10 protein-coding genes are annotated in these 18809 nt (G+C 47.2%); 9 read left to right on the plus strand and 1 reads right to left on the minus strand.

Features of this window, described 5'->3' with window-relative positions; genetic code table 11:
* The first annotated feature begins 18 nt into the window (after positions 1–18).
* The 4 genes from BP95_RS29895 (at position 19) to BP95_RS0108470 (ending at position 10379) form a co-directional block, all read left to right on the plus strand.
* Positions 19–5277, plus strand: a complete 5259-nt coding sequence (locus BP95_RS29895; protein ID WP_051614025.1) for a polymorphic toxin-type HINT domain-containing protein — start codon at positions 19–21, stop codon at positions 5275–5277.
* 17 nt (positions 5278–5294) lie between these two features.
* Positions 5295–5849 (plus strand): hypothetical protein, encoded by a 555-nt coding sequence (locus BP95_RS0108460; RefSeq protein ID WP_028531899.1) that lies wholly within the window; start codon positions 5295–5297, stop codon positions 5847–5849.
* A 386-nt stretch (positions 5850–6235) separates the two neighbouring features.
* Positions 6236–7276: an efflux RND transporter periplasmic adaptor subunit gene (locus tag BP95_RS0108465; RefSeq protein ID WP_036666852.1), complete on the plus strand. Its 1041-nt coding sequence runs from the start codon at positions 6236–6238 to the stop codon at positions 7274–7276.
* Between the two features lies 1 nt (position 7277).
* A complete protein-coding gene (locus BP95_RS0108470; protein ID WP_028531901.1) occupies positions 7278–10379 on the plus strand; it encodes an efflux RND transporter permease subunit in 3102 nt (1033 codons plus the stop codon).
* A gap of 109 nt (positions 10380–10488) precedes the next feature.
* On the opposite strand, the gene BP95_RS0108475 is transcribed toward BP95_RS0108470, so the two are convergent.
* Positions 10489–11406 (minus strand): serine hydrolase domain-containing protein, encoded by a 918-nt coding sequence (locus tag BP95_RS0108475; RefSeq protein WP_021252595.1) that lies wholly within the window; start codon positions 11404–11406, stop codon positions 10489–10491.
* A 581-nt stretch (positions 11407–11987) separates the two neighbouring features.
* On the opposite strand from BP95_RS0108475, the gene BP95_RS0108480 reads away from it, so the two are divergent.
* From BP95_RS0108480 to BP95_RS0108500, 5 genes are all read left to right on the plus strand, one after another.
* Positions 11988–12752, plus strand: a complete 765-nt coding sequence (locus tag BP95_RS0108480; protein WP_021252594.1) for an alpha/beta hydrolase — start codon at positions 11988–11990, stop codon at positions 12750–12752.
* Positions 12753–12775: 23 nt separating this feature from the next.
* Positions 12776–13738 carry an ABC transporter permease gene (locus BP95_RS0108485; RefSeq protein ID WP_021252593.1) on the plus strand — a complete coding sequence of 321 codons (963 nt, stop codon included), beginning with the start codon at positions 12776–12778 and terminating at the stop codon, positions 13736–13738.
* 14 nt (positions 13739–13752) lie between these two features.
* Positions 13753–14655: a carbohydrate ABC transporter permease gene (locus BP95_RS0108490; protein ID WP_021252592.1), complete on the plus strand. Its 903-nt coding sequence runs from the start codon at positions 13753–13755 to the stop codon at positions 14653–14655.
* A 108-nt stretch (positions 14656–14763) separates the two neighbouring features.
* Complete coding sequence (locus BP95_RS0108495) at positions 14764–16359, plus strand: extracellular solute-binding protein (RefSeq protein ID WP_021252591.1); 1596 nt, start codon at positions 14764–14766, stop codon at positions 16357–16359.
* Between the two features lie 272 nt (positions 16360–16631).
* The gene (locus tag BP95_RS0108500; RefSeq protein WP_028531902.1) at positions 16632–18797 is read left to right on the plus strand and encodes a glycoside hydrolase family 3 N-terminal domain-containing protein; all 2166 of its coding nucleotides are present in this window, start codon (positions 16632–16634) and stop codon (positions 18795–18797) included.
* Positions 18798–18809 lie beyond the last annotated feature (12 nt).

Consider the following 18809-nt stretch of genomic DNA (forward strand, 5'->3'; position numbering starts at 1 on the left):
TAGGAAAGGATTTTGCAGATGTTTAAGAAATGTTTAGCGATTCTGTTATGTATAGCGATTGTTCTGCCTGGCTTTCCAATAACGAACGTCTATGCAGAGGCGGAACAAAACAATAATAGACAGCTACGGGCAAGTGAATCTGTTAAGCCTATTACAATTAAATGGGTACTAGAGCAATTTCAAGTTACAGAGGAATGGCTCTATAAACAGATTGCTTCCGGCCATTCATTGTACAACATTTATCAGGCATTGCTGGATCAAAAGCAGGGTAGAGGAAGTGCGGATGAAATCCTTAAGAACGCTTCTGTTACTGAACCCATCCTCTGGGATACAGGAGAAGAACCTAAGGAAGAATATTCAAAGACACCTCAACAACTGTCGGTAGAAGTAGAAGCAGGGCAACCTGCTTTTGCTTCTGCATCCTATGATGAACCTGCGTTGCAGCATCATAAACTAAGAAATGAAACTTCTTCGTATGAAATTGGCTATGGTCAAGATTCGATTTCTACTACGACCGGTGATTTGTACGTTCAATCGGTAGATATCATATTACCAGGTACGATCCCTTTTGCTCTCGTTCGGAAATATGATAGCGCATTAGCAAGCCAGGAAATGGGTGTGGAAAAGGATGCGCAATCGGGGCAGTATCGTAATGCTGTGAAAGTGCGAAGAGAAGAGGCTAGCTCCGCATTAGGTCGTGGTTGGAGATGGGATCTGCCTTATCTACAAACGGATAACGGAAATAAGTACTTGTACGTTCCGGGAATTGGAACCTATCTATTAGGTACAGATTTGAGTTTATTAGGGTATGGGCTAAAAAATGTGCTTGTTAAGGTGGATTCCAGCCAGTCAGTATCAGGCATCCCAAGTGCCTATAAGCTCTCTGTATTGAACGGATATGATTATTTTCTGGATGCGAACGGATACTTGATTCTGATTAAGGATAATTACGGTAATAAAGTAGAATTTGCATATAACACGAATGATGGCATTAAAGTATTGTCATCGATTTCGAATAATGATGGAAATAAGCTGATTTTTACATATAGTACGAATCAGGTTATCGTTCAACAATCAGGGACGGAACGGAAATACACATATAACAAAAGTCAAGAGGAAGGCCGCACGGTATTGAACCAGGTCGTCGATCCGGCTGGTCGCAGCACCAAGTATATATATTACTTCCCGGAATCTAGATTTAACTTTTTACCGGATCTCGTGAATGATATAGATAATCAAGGGATGAACGAATATGCCATGTTAACTCGAATTGTTCATCCTTCATCTGCGTTTACGACGATTGACTATGTAGCTAAGCGTAAACAGATCGGAGCATACGCTTCTGAATTTGTGTACAAAGTTCGGAGCCGAGAGGATTCTTATGCTTCGATGGAAGGAGACGTGAAGTTACATCCTATTAAACTGGAGTACTCGAATGAAGATTTAGAAAGCTTCGGGAAGGACGCATCTTGGACGACGAAGGTAAACTCAGAACAGTTAACGGAGCAATATCGAATTAAAAAAGCGTATGCATCTCCAAATCAGCCAGACTTGCATGTTATGGAGCGGGTTCAGATAAGCGATGGAACAACAGAGATGGATCGCTCGATGACTTATGATATGGCCGCCAAGCATAATCTGCCTCTTCGAATTGAAGAAACGACTTCTCAGAATGGAGCATCGACGAAGGCTGAGTCCATATCGTACAGCTATGATGATAAGGGATTGCTGTTGTCTGAGAAGCTTAGCACAGGGCAAGAATCGACAATTCAATATCAGACAGGCTCAACGCCGTATTATTGGTCAAGACCTAGCCAGGTTCTAACGAAGATTTTACCTGCATTGAATCAGAATCGTGTAACTGTACTCAAGTACGATGATAAAGGAAGCGTTACAAATCATTCTGTTCATGAAGGTGCTTCGTCCAACAAAGCAATTGCTTCGTCCGAATATAGATACGATTCAATCGGGAACGTGTCAACGAGCATCGTGTATGATGATGGCCGCCTAATCATTACGTCCTTCGGTTATGAATCTCCATACGGGAAATCACTCGTTACAAGTCGAGGGTTGAATGTAACCGATGCAGATGGAAGCAAGAATATGATTACGACGAGATTCGAATACTTGCCGACGGGTCAGCTGAACAAGGTGGTTGATGGTCGCGGTATTGCGGAACAGTACCAATATGATCGCTTAGGACGTATGCTGCAGTTGATCTATCCAGACGGTACCTCGATTCGTAATGTCTATGACGATTCAAATAATGAGGTAGCCACGACGGCTCCGGATGGAATCATGACAGTACAAAGATATAATCCTGTAGGCATGCTGGCAGAGGAGCAAAATGGTCAGGCTCGTTACAAATATACTTATGATGAACGAGGAAACTTGATCTCACAATCTGATGCGGAAGACAATAAGACACAATTCCGCTACGATGCATTTAGTCGCCTGCTAGAAACGCAATATGCGGATCAAACGAAAGATCGCATAGATTATGATCTAATTAATCGTAAGTTAACGTATACGGATGCGGCAGGGTATGAGGTTCGTGAAACGTATGATTCACTATGGCGAGTGAGCGCTATGGAAGAAAATACGGGAAATGGTTATAACATTACGAGCAAGCTGACTTATAATCTCGCAGGTAATGTTTTGAACAATGAAGATGCCAAGGGAAAACAAGTGAAATTTGGCTACGATGTGCTCGGCAGATTGAGAAGCGTTGAGGATCAAGATGGGAGATTAACCTCCTATGCTTATAGCCAGGGTGGTTTTCTGAAGGAAGTTTCATCTTCAAACAACATGCGGGATCTGCTTAATTATGACGAACTCGGGCGTCTTACGAAATATACAAGATCGGGAGGCACTGAGAAATTCTACTACGACGAAAGCAATAATTTGAAAAAATTCGTCAACAAAGCTGGTCAAGCCACCGAATACTCGTACGATCAAAATAATTTGCTGAAGACCATGAAAACAGCAGATGAAACCGTAGAGTATAGTTATGATTCCAATGGCAGCATTACTGCGATGAAGGATCGTCATGGGGTAACCGGCTACAAATATGATGCGGATGACGGTATGCTGATTGGCATTTCTTATCCAGACGGTACGAAATTGGATTATGAACGGAACTCGCAGCAACATACTGGATATACGTTAACAGGCGCGGATAAGCAAGTCATGCGTGTTCAAGGACAATTAAATGAAATGAATCAAGTGTCGGAGCTTCAGGTATACGGTGGGAATGCAAACAGTAAAGGGTTGAATGCTGCGGCAAATACACCACTGGATCGATTCACCTTCGAGTACAGTCCGAACCAGCAAATGAAGCGCCAAGCAAATGGCAAAGGGTTAAGCACTGATTATTCATTCAATGGATATGATCTAACAGGATTATCGAATAATGGCGCACCAAGTGACCAAAAATTTAATTATCAGTATGACGTGAACAAAAATATTACGGGCATAACATCAGGAAATCAAGTCAGTGAGTTCACTTATGATGCTTTGAACCGGATACTAAGCGTTAAGGATCAGAATACAGATGATACGTATACGTATGACGTAATTGGTAACCGGACTGGATTAGTCAACAAGACTGTGTCAGGCATGAAGAATGCATCATATTCCTTTGACTTGCTTAACCGTCTTACTCAAGTAAAAGGGGGCAATGGAAAGGAAGTTAATTACGCTTATAGCGGGGATGGACTGCTGTATGAGCGGGCAACAAAAGAGAAGCGGACTCGCTATTACTATGATGCATCTGCAAATCTAGTTGCAGAAGCGGAAGTAGGAACAGATGGCAAGCCAAGCATCGCATATGCATACATCTATGATGTGCAAGGCAAGCTGTGGGCGCGCCAAGAAATGAAGTCCAAGGAGCTTCAATACTATCGTTTTAATGGACATGGCGACGTCGTAGCGCTACTGGATAGTGCAGGCAAGGAATTGAACACGTATACGTATGACATCTGGGGCAATCCGGACACGGAGAAGGAGCAAGTACCGAACATCTTCCGCTATTCCGGAGAGTATTGGGACTCGGAGACAGGCTTGCAATATTTAAGAGCACGCTGGTATGATCCGAGCCAAGGCCGCTTCATGTCGGAAGATACGTATGCTGGGAACCTTACGAATCCGTTAAGCATGAACCGGTATACGTATGTAGCCAATAATCCACTGATTTATTGGGATCCTAGTGGTCATAGGTATGAGTCATACCAACTTAAACAGATTGAACATTTAATTAATGAAGCTATGGAATATGTTACATCAAGAAAAAGTGCGGCGTACTGGGAATATAGGGCTTTACTTGGAAAAGAATTCAAACCTATATTTGATGACCCAAATAATAATCGTTTTAAGTATTTATATGGATTATTGACTCAGACTAGTCCCTACAAAAATGGTAAAGGTAATGCTGATTGGGCAAAAGGTGAATTGTTAGACAAATATGACGAATGGCAAGGGGCATCTCTCTTAGAGGCTGCTGCTCTAGGAGGGATGACATCATACGGGTTACAGAAAAATAAAGGTATAAATAATGGTGTAAGCACCAAAAATGGTTGCAACTGTTTTACTGCTGGAACTAAGGTTCAAACAGACGAAGGGGAGGAAAATATCGAAGACATTGAAGTCGGAGATTTGGTTCTCGCCAAGGATGAAAATAACCCTGATGGAGAATTGGCATACAAGGAAGTAACGAATCTTTACCGTAACCAACGTGATGATATAATTAAGCTGTACGTTGAAGAACGGATCATCGAAACGACCGACAATCATCCGTTTTGGGTGGAAGGAAAAGGGTGGGTTTTCGCAGATGAACTTCAATCAGGCGATAAGCTTCAAAAGGCTGACGGAAGTAATCTGACGATTGATAAAGTAGAGTTTGTTAAGCTTGATGAGCCAGTTACGGTTTATAACTTTACGGTAACTGATTTCCATACGTATTATGTAACTGATATTGGGATTTGGGTGCATAATACGAATTGTTACAATGATTATCATAAAATAACTAAGACCGACAACAGTACCCGAAGAACACTTAGTGAGCTGACTGATTGGATGATTGATAACGGAATGACATCAGTGAAGAATAGTAAACGTAAAACCTGGAAAAGTAACGACGGGTATTATTGGCAATGGGATTCGCAACATGGTGCTCTAGAAAAATGGGATTCGAAGAAGAAGAAACATCTAGGAGAATATAATCCTGTAACAGGTCAGCAAAATAAGCCTGGAGAAAAATCTCGAACTTTCGATGAATAAAAAAGGAAGGTAATTAAATGAAGCATGGTATACATTTTATTGAAGAATACCCTCGGTATGGTCAACTACTAGAAAAGCTATACAGAAAAAGAGAACTGGATGATTGGTACAAGGAAGTATGTAAAAAAGAGTTGCTTCTACCAGAAGAATTATTTTGCCTTAATGAAGTTGAGAAAATAAATGTCTCTAGTAGGTACTGGCCTTCTATTGATGTGAGTATGCATGTTACAAGTAAGATTGGTGAAGGAAATTTTTTGTTCAATCAAATCATTCAACTTAGAATTTCAAAGATAATACCCGTCTATGATGTCAATTTCTGTTATAAAATTAAACATCAAGTAATTGCAGGTACTCTTGATATGTGGGGGCCACCTCAAACCGCAGCGCTGATGGATTTAGATAATTGTATTTCTGAGATAATGGTGCTAAATGGATTTTTGGGACTGAGTGAGTTATATGATTTACATGATACAGTTTATGAATGGAGTGATTTGCAAGAAATTGATAAGGTGAATAGAAGACTTACCTTAGAAGATGCAGTATTTGTGGATATATTGGAGCTTTGTAACTAAATTTAAAGTTAGCTTTGACCTTGAGGGCGGCTTTCCTTAAGGTCTTTTTTATACCCACCCCAAGCCGTATGAATCGTGCTGTTAATCCTGAACATTTTTAATTTCTATATAACTCTTGCTTAGTTGAGTTCATATAATAGTAACCAGGATAGTACGATAATTTTCAAGCTTGAAAAGATACTTCAATTATTCTCATCAACATCACGCAATCTTCACATCTTCATCCACACTATGGAATGACCCGTGGTTCATTATCGTGTTATCATAAGGGGAGCAGCTGATATTTTACGTCTAAACCATATAACTAGAACTTTAGTAAGTAGGCTGCGCTGAAATGCTAGGGGGATTATTTCATACATGATAGACAAAAGGGGAGTGGGACAATTATGGCAGTGAGAAGACGTTGGCTGATTACGGGGAGCATTCTGCTTATGCTCGGAACCGCAACAGGATGCGGAAGTCCGGAGGCAGAACAGCCAATGCAGGGAGCACAGGAGAAGGAGACGCCTGTTCAGGTGGCAGCCGTGCAGAAGGGGGCGTTGAATCAGACCAATGAGATGATTGGGACAGCGAGTGCAAGCCGATCTGTCGAGGTGATACCGAAGCTGAGTGGTGAATTGAGAAGTGTGAATGTGAAAAAGGGTGACACCGTCAGCAAAGGCGAGACTCTGGCAAGCGTGAAGGCAGACGATCTGGACATCCAGCTGCGCTTGGAGCAATTAGGATTGGAACAAGCGCAGGATCAATATAAAACGCTGCATAATGCACAGGCGTCTGAGCTTGAATTGGATCAGGCGAAGCGCAGTATCGAACAGGCCGAGCTCCGTATTCAGCAAGCGAGCAACCGCAAAGCAGACGCGTCCATCAAGGCGCCGATCAGTGGTCAGGTGGTGCGTGTAGCGGCCGAGCAAGGCGAGATTGCTGCAGGCACTTCGCCGTTGTTCACGATCGTGTCAACCAATCCGATCAAGTTCACGGCAAATGTGAGCGCTAATCAGATGCTGCTTCTGCAGAATCGGAAGGAAGTCAAGGTGGAGCTGCCGGATCTCGGCAAAACCATGAATGCGCACATTACATTCTTGTCTCCTGTGGCGAACGAATCTGGATTTTACGCACTGGAAACACAGGCAGAGAACAAGAAGGACGAGATTAAGCCAGGCATGACGGCCAAATTCTTAGTTGATCAGCAAGTGCTGAAGGATGCCTTGCTCGTGCCGACAGAAGCAATCGTCGAGAAGAATGGTACTTCACACGTATTCGTTATTCGCGATGGACAAGCTGTCGAGGAAGCGGTAGAGGTGCTTGAGGCGCAATCCAAGCTGACGGCGGTGAAGGGCAATCTTCAGCCGAATGATCAGGTTGTTGTCAAAGGACAGCTGACTCTGACAAGCGGCAATAAAGTCAAAATTGTCGAGGGGGCACGCTAACGTGAAAGTAATCGACGTCTCCGTTAAGCGTCCTATCGGCGTAATGATGCTCGTGCTGGCGATTCTGGCACTGGGCTTGTTCAGTCTGCGCAGTCTTGCAATCGACCTTTTCCCGAAAATCGATGTGCCGATTGCTGTGGTCGCGACCTCCTATCAAGGGGCGGCTCCAGAGGAAATTGAGAAGCTGATCTCCAGACCGCTGGAGTCTTCTCTGAGCACGATTCAAGGGATTGACACGCTGTCGTCTCAGTCACAGGCGAATTCCTCGCTGGTCATGCTCCAATTCAAGACCGGCACGAATATGGACAACGCCCTGATCGATGTCCGGGAGAAGGTCGATCAAGTGAAGGGGATGCTTCCTGATGATGCCAATGATCCGACCGTGCTTCGGTTCGACCCGAACCAGATGCCGATTATTACGCTTGGCTTGACGGGCGCATCTCCAGAGAAGCTTCAAGAATTTGCGGACAAGACCATCATTCCAACCTTGGAACGGGAACGCGGGGTTGCATCTGTCTCTGTTGCTGGGGGCAAAACACGCGAAATTCTCGTTGAGCTGAATCGTGCAAGCCTGTCGCGGTACGGCATTACGCCATCTCAAGTGGTGCAGGCGATCAACGCAGAAAATAAATCTCAGGCAGCGGGCTCTGTACCGAAAGGTGTACAGGATCTGCAAATCCGAGTGAAGGGCGAATACGGTTCCGTAGATGACATCAAGCAGACTATCATTCATTTGCCGCGTGGGGGACAAATACAAGTTAGTGATGTAGCTGTCGTCAAGGATACGTTCAAGAAGCAAACCTCGCTGACGTTAGTAGATGGCAGCCCTGCCCTCGTTCTGTCGGTACAGAAGCAATCGGATGCGAATACCGTAGCGGTTGCGGATAACATCGACAAGGGACTCGCGAAGATGAAGGATGTATTGCCGCAAGGTATTGAATTGAAGAAAGTGTCGGATACGTCGACCTTCATTCGTCAATCGATCGACAGCGTCATCGGCAATATGATGAGCGGCGGCGCATTGGCCGTCGTGATCCTGCTTCTCTTCTTGCGTAGCGTACGCTCGACCTTCGTAATCGCGCTCTCCATGCCGATCGCGATTATTTCGACGTTTACGCTCATGTATTTCACGGGGCAGACGCTCAATATCATTTCGATGGGCGGGCTTGCGCTCGGCATCGGGATGATGGTCGATAACTCTATCGTTATATTGGAAAATATATTTACCTACAGGCAGCAGGGCATGTCTATGAAGGAGGCGGCCGTGAAGGGGGCATCTGAGCTCGCTTCTGCAGTTATCGCCTCAACAATGACAACACTCGTCGTGTTCCTGCCGATCGTGTTCATTCAAGGCTTGACTGCCGATATCTTCCGTCCGCTTGCACTGACGGTCTGCTTCTCGCTTATTGCATCGCTTGTTGTGGCAATTACGCTCATTCCGATGCTGGCGTCGAAAATCGTATCCGAGAAGAAGATTATGCAGCAGGAGAAGAAGGGCTGGTATATGCGCTTCTTCGGCGGGTTTGTTGCAGGATACAAAAAGATATTGAAATGGGCGCTCGGACATCGTAAAACGACGGTGTTTGCCACGATTGCTTTACTTGTAGGGAGCTTCTTCCTCGTACCGTTCATCGGCATGGAATTCATGCCTGGCGGGGATCAAGGGCAAATTCAGATCAAGGTTCAGACGCCAAGCGGTACAAGTCTGGAAGAGACGAAGAAGACCGCTGACGAAGTGGCATCCCTGCTCAAGCCTTATGAGGGCATCATTGAGACGGCCTCGCAATCGATTGGCGGCGGTGGAGGTTTCGGCGGAGGCGGAACCAATTCCGCTACGTTCACCATTCAACTGGTTCGCGCTTCGGAGCGGGATATCAAGACCAAGGAACTAATGCAGAAATTAACGGATGCGACAGGAAATATTGCAGGCGCAGACATTACCGTATCTGCACAGGAGTCAGGCTTTAGTGCAGGAGCTCCAATTCACATCAAGCTGAATGGCCAGGACCAACAGGTATTGGAGGAAGTTGCGAATCAAGTGGTGTGGATGATCTCTGACGTACAAGGGGTATACAATGCAGAGTCTTCCGCAGCGGAAGGCAATGCGGAGCTGAACATTACTGTCGATCGCAGCTTGGCCGCTTCCTACGGCATCTCCTATCAGCAAATTTTGAGCGAGATTTCGCTTGCCATGAATGGGCAGATGGCTACCCAATATCGGGAAGACGGCAATGAATATAATGTGAGAGTCATAATGCCGGAGGAAGAACGCAACAGTATCGCTGCATTGAATGCCTTAACGATTCAATCGCAGAATGGCCAGTTAATTCCACTGTCTGCTGTTGCGAAGTTCAATCAGCTCCAAGGGCCTGTCATGATTCAGCGCGAGAATCAGCAGCGTCAAATTAACGTTACGGCTGATATTGCGGGCAGAGACCTGGGCAGCATATCGAAGGACATTGAACAATCGCTGAAGAAAATGAATTTCCCAGATGGGTATTCATACTCCATGGGCGGAGCGAGTGAAGATATGGTGGAAGCATTCGGGGATCTTGGAATTGCACTCGTATTCTCTATCTTCCTCGTCTATGTCGTCATGGCGGTTCAATTCGAATCGCTGCTGTATCCGTTCATTATTATGTTCGCGATGCCGACGACGTTCATTGGGGTTATTGGCGGATTGTTCCTTACAGGCACACCACTGAGCGTTACGGCGATTATCGGTGTCATTATGCTCGCGGGTATCGTTGTCAACAACGCGATTATATTGGTGGATTACATCAATATCCAACGCCGCAGCGGATTGGATCGCCATGAGGCCATCATGCAAGGTGCGCCGAGCCGGATTCGTCCGATCTTCATGACGACGTTAACGACAGTGCTCGGCTTGCTGCCGCTTGCGCTCGGCATCGGGGAAGGCGCGGAAATGCAAGCGCCATTGGCGGTTGTCGTAATATTCGGTCTGTCCTGTTCGACGATCTTTACGCTGCTGCTGGTGCCAGTTATGTACACGTATTTGGATGATTTCTCGAACTGGATGAAGCGCTTGTTCACACGCAAAAATAAGGCGGAGAACGTAAGCGAAGCAACAGTATCTAATTAATTGGACAAAGGACAACCTACAGTTTTATCGAAGAAATCTTGGTATATAGCAAAGCTCCCACGAACGAATATACTCGTTTGCGGGAGCTTCTTTATGTAAATGCAACTTGCTACAATATCGGCCAAATCTTTGACCACACCGCATCCAAAATATCCTGCAGCCGATCTTCCTGACTATTGATGGCGATCACGACATCCTTATCGGGCATGACAATACAGAACTGTCCATGCGCGCCATCCGCCCGATAGGCATTGTGGGAGCACATCCAGAATTGATAGCCGTAGCCTTGACACCAGTCACGGCTGCCTTCATTGCCGATCTGCTTGCTCGTTGCAAGCTGAATCCAATCGGCAGGGATCAATTGTACCCCGTTCCACATTCCTTGCTGCAGAAGCAGCTGGCCGAAGCGGCTCAGTTCTTCGTTCGTAAGTGCCAGCCCGGCACAGCCCAGCGTTACGCCAAGCGGCGAGGAATCCCATGTCTCTTCTGTAATCCCAAGGGGCACGAACAGCCTTGGACGCAAGTAGTCGTGCACCGTTAGTCCGACGGCTGCCTGCACCATTGCCGAGATCATGAAGGTATCTCCGCTGCTGTATGTGAACCGCTCGCCTGGCACTCTATCCAGAGGCAGAGACATGTAATAGCGGATCCAATCCGTTTCCTGCAGTGAAGCTCGTTCCTCTGCCCAGAGAGGGGGAGAGTCATGACCGGAAGACATGCGAAGCAGTTCGCCCAGCTTGATGCCTGCGGGGTGAAGCAGGGGATTGGGCTCCGTGTGCATATGAGCGTACTGCGGGAACATATCTCCTAGCGTTGTGTCCAGGGTCAACTTGCCTTCTTCAATGGCGAGACCGACGGCCATGCATGTAAACGATTTGCTGATCGAGTGCTGCAACCGCCGACTGTCTTCGTTCTGATCCCACTTTCCGATCAATTTCCCGCCCTGACGAACCCGCACAGAGGTGACCTGCAATTGTTCAGCCTTAATTCGATTCACGAATTCGGTCAGGCTTGAGGTTTCTATCATCTCCATTACTCCTTTCTCAATATGAGTGGTATGTTCCTATACCCGTCCAAACCATTTCGCGTGCATTACAATTCGAGCACATTTCGTTTCGCCAAAACGCTTGTTGTATATGTCAGGGATGATCGATGTAGAAATGTGATCCAAATCTCTTCATGAAAATCATGAAATCATGCGTCACTATTGAATAGAAACGTTTCAATTACGTATGATGAAATCTATATTTCAAGTATGTCATTGGTTCTAGTGCGTTGTCAATGAGTCTATAGTAATCGCTTTCTTTTTATTTTATATCTCAAAAAATGGGTAATTGCCAATTAAGAGTATTCAAATTTTACCCCTTTGTTCGATTGTATAAAAAAAGCATTGACAGATTCAGGAACATAGATCTATGATTGTGTCGAAACGATTCGAAAGAGTTGCTTACATTACGCAATCATGTGTTTTCAGCGAGTGATTTTCACTTAGTTGCAGACGAAAAGCTGGATTACAGTAGCGAATGAACATGTAAAACGGTCGATGTTTGATGATCTATTAGCAGTCAGAACTATATTTCAAAAATCCAAAAATGAAAGGGATTACATATGGCGCATGTAACGATAGAAACTGGGTCGAACGTTTTGCGAATGAACACGAGCATTCACGTGATTTATCCCTTGGAATCGCAAACTCCGCCAAGCAGTACGCTCTATTTGCTGCATGGTGCTGGTGATAATGCGAGCACATGGCAGCGGCTGACGACGATTGAGCAATATGCGCAGCGTCACAATTGCACGGTAATTATGCCAGAGGCTAATCGCAGTTATTACACAGACATGGCGTATGGACTCGACTACTTTACATTCATTACCGAAGAGCTTCCCGATTTGTGCAGCAAGCTGCTCCAGTTGAATGTCGAGCCAGAGCATACATACGTTGCGGGCTTGTCGATGGGGGGATATGGCGCATTGAAATGTGCACTTACCTATCCCGAGCGATACGCCAAGGCAGTATCGTTGTCCGGAGTGACCGATATGCAGCGCCGACTTCGCGATCCCGATATGCCCCAAGGAATGGTGAGAGAGATGCAGGCGGTGTTTGGCATGGATTTACTCGTGAAGCCCGAGCAGGATCTATATGCGCTGGCTGCCAAGAGGATGGAAGCGGGAAGTGCGATACCGTCCATTCTGTGCTGCTGCGGTTCGGAAGATCCTTTCATCGAAATGAATCGAGCATTTGCTGTGCACATGAATGCCGCTTCCTCATCCGGGTTCCATTTCCGCTATGTTGAAGATTCAGGCACCCATGACTGGGTATTTTGGGAGAAGCATTTGAGGACAGCGTTTGACTTTCTTTTTGACAACAAGTAGCTATCTGAGAGGGGAAATGCAATGTGAAATCTGCAGCCTTGCAGGGGCCAGACGGCAAGCTGAAGAGTCGTTCAAAGCTGGGAGCGCTGTTCAGTGAAATATGGAAGCATCGAATGGTATATACGCTGCTCCTTCCTGGGCTGATCTGGCTACTATTATTTGCGTATTTGCCAATGGGCGGCTTATCGCTTGCCTTCAAGGATTATAAGGCGAACTTGGGCATTTGGGGCAGTCCATGGGTCGGGTTTGAAAATTTTAAGTACGTGTTCCGTGATCCTGCCTTCCTCGATGCGCTGTGGCGGACGCTGTACATCAACATCATTAAGCTGGTCATACAATTTCCATTTCCGATCCTGCTGGCGCTCATGCTTAACGAGCTTCGAATGAAGCGTGCGAAAAAGGTATTTCAAACCATACTGACGTTTCCCCATTTCTTGTCGTGGATTATCGTCTCAGGGATCGTGATTAACGTATTAGCCTACGATGGACTCTTGAACAGCACGCTGACGCTGCTTGGCTTGCCAACGATTAATTTTCTTGGGTCAGAGAGCACATTCGTTCCGATGCTGCTGCTTACGGATATCTGGAAGTCCGCCGGTTGGGGAGCCATTATTTACTTGGCCGCTATTTCGGGTATCGATCAGGATCAATTCGAATCTGCCCAAATTGATGGGGCATCACGGATACAGCAGGTGTTTCGCATTACGTTGCCCAACATTATGCCTACCGTCACGGTCATGTTCATTCTGTCCGTAGGTGGACTGATGTCATCGGGCTTTGATCAAATTTTCAACTTGGCAAATGCAGCTACGAAAAATGTGTCTGAGGTGTTGGATGTGTACATTTACCGGATCACCTTCCAATCTTCGACTGACTTCTCGTTCTCAACGGCGGTCAGCTTGTTCCGATCTCTGGTGAATATGATCCTGCTGCTTGCTGCCGATCGAGTAGCGAAAATGCTGGGCGGAGACGGGCTATTCCGATAAGGGGGGATGCAACAATGAGCAAGAAAACTGCACGACGGTCATCGTTCCGCAGAGAGAAGATGACTGCTCTCGACTATATCTTATTTGTCATTCTACTTGGTATTGCACTGTTGATTCTCATTCCGTTCTGGAACGTCATTATGATTTCATTCTCGACGCCGAAGGAGTACGCCGACAATCCGTTCATGCTGTTCCCGAAAAATCCAACGCTGGCCTCTTACAAGGCGCTTTTCACGGACGGAAGCATTCTTATGGGATACTGGAACACCTTCAAGCTGCTAATTGTCGGTTTGCCTCTAAGCCTGTTCCTGACTAGCAGCATGGCCTACGGACTTAGTAGAAGCAAGTTTCCGGGCAAGCGGATCATCTTTTTCCTTGTTCTGTTCACGATGATCTTCAACGGCGGTATTGTTCCGCTGTACTTGATCATGAAATCCCTGCATCTGACAGGGACATTATGGTCTGTCATTTTTGCTGGCAGCTTCAGCGCCTTCAACATGATATTAATGATGAACTATTTCTACAGCCTTCCGGAATCGCTGATGGAGTCCGCACGCTTGGATGGTGCGGGCGAATGGAGAATTATGTTCTCCGTCGTGCTGCCGCTGGCTGCTCCCATTATGGCGACCATTACGCTGTTCTATGGTGTCGGGTATTGGAACAGCTGGTATGATGCGATGATCTTCCTGCGCAAGGCAGATCAGCTTCCACTGCAGAATGTGCTTCGCACCATTATTGTAGAATCGTCGACGAACGCATCCAATGCGTCAAGCGTAGATGCTGTCGGCAAGCAAGCTTTTTCAACGGGGATGAAGATGGCTGCGGTGTTCGTCACGATGGTGCCTATCATGTGCTTCTTCCCTCTGCTTCAGAAGCATTTCGCTAAAGGGGTGTTGACAGGGGCTATTAAGACCTGATGATACACATAGATTTTTGTTTTTTGCATGATGGTATGAAGGCAATATGTTCAATGCAGTACAGTATGCATCAAAAATCTATTATCCAAAAACAAGGGGCGACAAAACATGAAAGCAGACAAAAAGCTGTCGGTAAGATCCATTCTTCTCCTCTCGCTATGTCTGGTAATGCTGCTGGCTACGGCATGCTCGAAGGAGGGAGCGCAAGGAGGCAACGAGAAGGATGATAGCGGAAATTACAAGGACAAACTCAAAATTTCCGTGGCAAGCACCATAAATCTGAAGGACGGACAATTAAACAATGAGTTCCATAAGTTCTGGATGGATAAGTTCAATCTAGAGTGGGACTACAATTTCATCGAATGGGATTCATGGGCGGAGAAGCTGCGGTTGTGGGTCAGCTCCGGCGATCTGCCTGACGTAGCTACATGGAACTACATTCACGGCGACGCGATGAACTATATTGACCAAGGACTTCTGTACAAGTTCCCTGATGATTGGAAGGAGCGCTGGCCGAACGTAGCTGCTGCCTACAAGCTGACTGGGCTTGGCGAGAAGCTGGAAGAGCTGAAGGGCGGCACGTATATTCTGCCGCGTCCAGTGTACTACGAGAACAAGCCTGCTGATCCACTCGTCAACCAAATCGGCGTTATTGCCCTGCGCAAGGACTGGGCACAGGCTGTTGGCTTCGAATTGAAGGATGTGTATACAACAACTGAATTAATGACGTATGCCAAGCTGGTGAAGGAGAAGGATCCGGGCAAGGTCGGTGCGAATCTGGTGCCTCTTTCCTACAACGCAGGAGATGCATTGACGAACATCATAATGCCGAACAGCGAGCATTCCCGTGTGGAGTCTGCCTTCTATAAAGGAGAGGACGGAAAATATCACTGGGGAGCAGCGGATCCAGAAACGCTTGCCGGTTTGAAGCTGATGCAGCAGGCGTACAAGGAAGGATTGCTGAATCCTGAGTTCTATACATGGAAAAACAGCGAGGGCAGCGACAACTTCCGCGTTAAAGGAGTTGCGGCAGTTACCAGCCTTGGCGGTCTGGCTTCCTACAGACAAGACGTGGATAAGGCTATGAAGAAGAACCTGGGCGTGAACAGCGATGATCTTGTTCATACCGCAATCGTGCTCGGCGACGACGGCAAATATCGCAATTTGGAGCAGGTGAATTTCTGGTCGGCGCTTATTTTCTCGCCGAACATCAGCAAAGAGAAGTTTGAACGGGTTATGGACTTATTGGATTATTCGACTAGCAAAGAAGGACAAATGCTCTTGAACATGGGCTTTGAGGGCAAGGACTGGAAATACGGCGACAACAAGGAGCTGGCAAGCCTGCTGCCGGAAGGGACATCGCTTGAGGATAAGTATCCAAGCCGCTTTGAAGGATTGTATTTGTTGGGAGATGATTTCAGCATCATTAACCCGGCGATTAAGAAGGAATATCGCGAACGCGCCGTTCTTCATTATCAGAACAAGGCGAAACTGGGCAAAGAGGGCGGCAAGCTGGCTGCTTACGACTGGACGGTTCAATTGCACGATTCCAAGGTGAAGAACCAGGCAACATTCGATTACGAGACGGAGTATACGAATCTCATTTTGCAGAGTGGTGATCTGGAATCGAACTGGAAGAAGTGGGTGGAGAGCAAAATGTCGCTCGTTCAGCCGGTGTTGGATGAGCTGAACAATTTGAAATAGGTACGATTTGTTTAAAAAGAACCCGGTATGCCAACTGTTGCAAACGGCTTGCTGCTGCCGGGTTCCTATTTCACAACATTATTCTTCTCAATGAGGAATTTGCACAACCGATGATTCGCTGCACCTTGGTGTATGTATAACGGAGTCAAGTATTTGCGCAAGTCCCTGAGGAAGGAGAATCACTACTTTAGGAAATGAAAATGAAATCCCTTCGAATGATGACAAGTCAATTGATCGTTCAAACGAGAAATTCGAACCGTGGAGGAACTATTATGGATAATCAACAACTTCAAGCGCTTGTACTACAGATGACATTGGAAGAGAAAATTGCTCAGCTGCTGCAGCTTACGGGACATTTTCATGAAGGCTCGGACAGCGACGGGCAGGTAACGGGGCCAATGGAGGAAATGGGCATAACGGAGCAGATGGTTGCGGCGAGCGGCTCTGTGCTTGGCTTGTCCGGGGCGCAGGCGGTAATCGATGTGCAGCAGAATTATCTGAAGAAAAGCCGCCTCGGCATTCCGCTTCTGTTCATGGCAGATGTCGTTCACGGCTTCAAGACCATTTTCCCGATTCCGCTCGCGATTGGCTGCTCGTGGAATACGGAGCTCGCAGAACAGAGTGCGGAAATCGCGGCACGAGAGTCGGCTGTCTCGGGCATTCATGTGACGTTCGCACCAATGGTCGATCTGGTGCGTGATCCGCGCTGGGGAAGAGTGATGGAAACGACGGGCGAGGATCCGCATCTGAACAGCTTATTCGCGCGGGCGTTCGTGCGCGGTTATCAAGGCAGCGATATAAAGGGAGATTTGGAGCGGCTGGCCGCATGTGTGAAGCATTTTGCCGCTTATGGGGCACCGGAAGGAGGCCGCGAGTACAACACGGTTGATATGTCGGAGAGAGCCTTGCGCGAATATTACTTGCCTGCGTACAAGGCAGCGCTGGACGAAGGCTGCGAGTTGGTCATGTCCTCCTTCAATACCGTCGACGGGATACCAGCAACAGGAAATGAAAAGCTGCTGCGCGGCATTCTGCGTGAGGAATGGGGCTTCGGTGGCATTGTGATATCGGACTGGGCTTCCATACGGGAAATGATTGCTCACGGTGCGGCTGAGGATGATCGCGAGGCAGCACTTCGTGCTATACGGGCGGGCGTGGACATCGAGATGATGACGCCGTGCTATGTACATCATTTGCCGGGACTTATCCGCGAAGGCAAGGTAGATGAGGCTCTTGTCGATGAAGCGGTGCTGCGCATTCTGCGCCTTAAGGATAAGCTGGGACTGTTCGAGAATCCACTGCGCGGCGCGAATCCGGAACGGGAGCGTGAGATTCTTTTCTGCGCGGAGCATCGCAAGGCATCCTACGAGCTGGCAGCTAAATCCTGCGTTCTGCTGAAAAATAGCGGCATCCTGCCATTGCAGCCTAATACCAAGGTGGCGCTGATTGGGCCATTCGCTCAGAGTGAGGACGTGTTAGGCTGGTGGTCCTGTGTCGGTGCGAAGGAGGATGCGGTGAAGCTGGGCGATGCCTTGTTGGAGCGGCTGCCAAGCGGGCAGCTAAGCATTGCGGCTGGATGCGGCATCGAATGTATGTCAGCGTCTCAGTTGAAGGAAGCGCTTAATACGGCTGCTGCCGCGGATGTCATTGTGCTTGCGCTGGGCGAGGCATCCGCGATGAGCGGCGAAGGCGCCTCCCGTACGGATCTTCGTCTGCCGGAAGTGCAGCTTGATCTAGTGAAGCAGTTGAAGACGCTTGGCAAGCCGATGGCTGCTGTCTTGTTTAATGGCCGGCCGCTCGATCTGCATGGCGTCATCGAATCAGCAGATGCTGTATTGGAAGCGTGGTTCCCTGGCAGTGAAGGCGGAGCAGCCGTTGCGGACATCTTGCTCGGCAAGGTGAATCCGTCAGGGCGGCTTACGATGTCGTTCCCGCAATCAGTCGGACAGGTTCCGGTTTATTACAATCATTTCAATACGGGACGGCCGCTGAATCCGAGCAAGACGGATGAACGCTATGTCTCGAAATATATCGACTGCTCGAATGAGCCGCTGCTTCCGTTCGGCTACGGACTGTCCTATACATCGTTCGCCTACAGCAATCTGGAGCTTACCAGCAGCGAGATATCAGATGAGGAGAAGCTTGAAATCCGCATAACGATTACGAATACAGGAGCGAGAGCAGGTGTGGAAACGGTACAGCTGTATATCCGTGACATATCGGGCGAGGTTGTTCGTCCGCTGCGCGAGCTGAAGGACTATGTGCAGATTGAGTTGGAATCAGGAGAAAGCAAGGAAATCTTATTCCACTTAACCGAGGAGCAGCTGAGATATCACCATTCCGATCTTCGCTTGGTAAGCGACGAAGGAATGTTCCAAGTACATGTTGGATCGAACAGCCGTGATACATTGCAAGATTCTTTCCGACTCGTTCGCTGATGCTGATTTAGG

Source organism: Paenibacillus sp. UNC217MF, assembly GCF_000686865.1.
Classification (GTDB): Bacteria; Bacillota; Bacilli; order Paenibacillales; family Paenibacillaceae; genus Paenibacillus_B; species Paenibacillus_B suaedae.

What these genes read in the sequence shown, in the direction of transcription:
- BP95_RS29895 (WP_051614025.1), top strand. Translation starts at nt 19, where the DNA reads ATGTTTAAGAAATGTTTAGCGATTCTGTTATGTATAGCGATTGTTCTG.
- BP95_RS0108460 (WP_028531899.1), top strand. Translation starts at nt 5,295, where the DNA reads ATGAAGCATGGTATACATTTTATTGAAGAATACCCTCGGTATGGTCAA.
- BP95_RS0108465 (WP_036666852.1), top strand. Translation starts at nt 6,236, where the DNA reads ATGGCAGTGAGAAGACGTTGGCTGATTACGGGGAGCATTCTGCTTATG.
- BP95_RS0108475 (WP_021252595.1), bottom strand. Translation starts at nt 11,406, where the DNA reads ATGATAGAAACCTCAAGCCTGACCGAATTCGTGAATCGAATTAAGGCT.
- BP95_RS0108480 (WP_021252594.1), top strand. Translation starts at nt 11,988, where the DNA reads ATGGCGCATGTAACGATAGAAACTGGGTCGAACGTTTTGCGAATGAAC.
- BP95_RS0108490 (WP_021252592.1), top strand. Translation starts at nt 13,753, where the DNA reads ATGAGCAAGAAAACTGCACGACGGTCATCGTTCCGCAGAGAGAAGATG.
- BP95_RS0108495 (WP_021252591.1), top strand. Translation starts at nt 14,764, where the DNA reads ATGAAAGCAGACAAAAAGCTGTCGGTAAGATCCATTCTTCTCCTCTCG.
- BP95_RS0108500 (WP_028531902.1), top strand. Translation starts at nt 16,632, where the DNA reads ATGGATAATCAACAACTTCAAGCGCTTGTACTACAGATGACATTGGAA.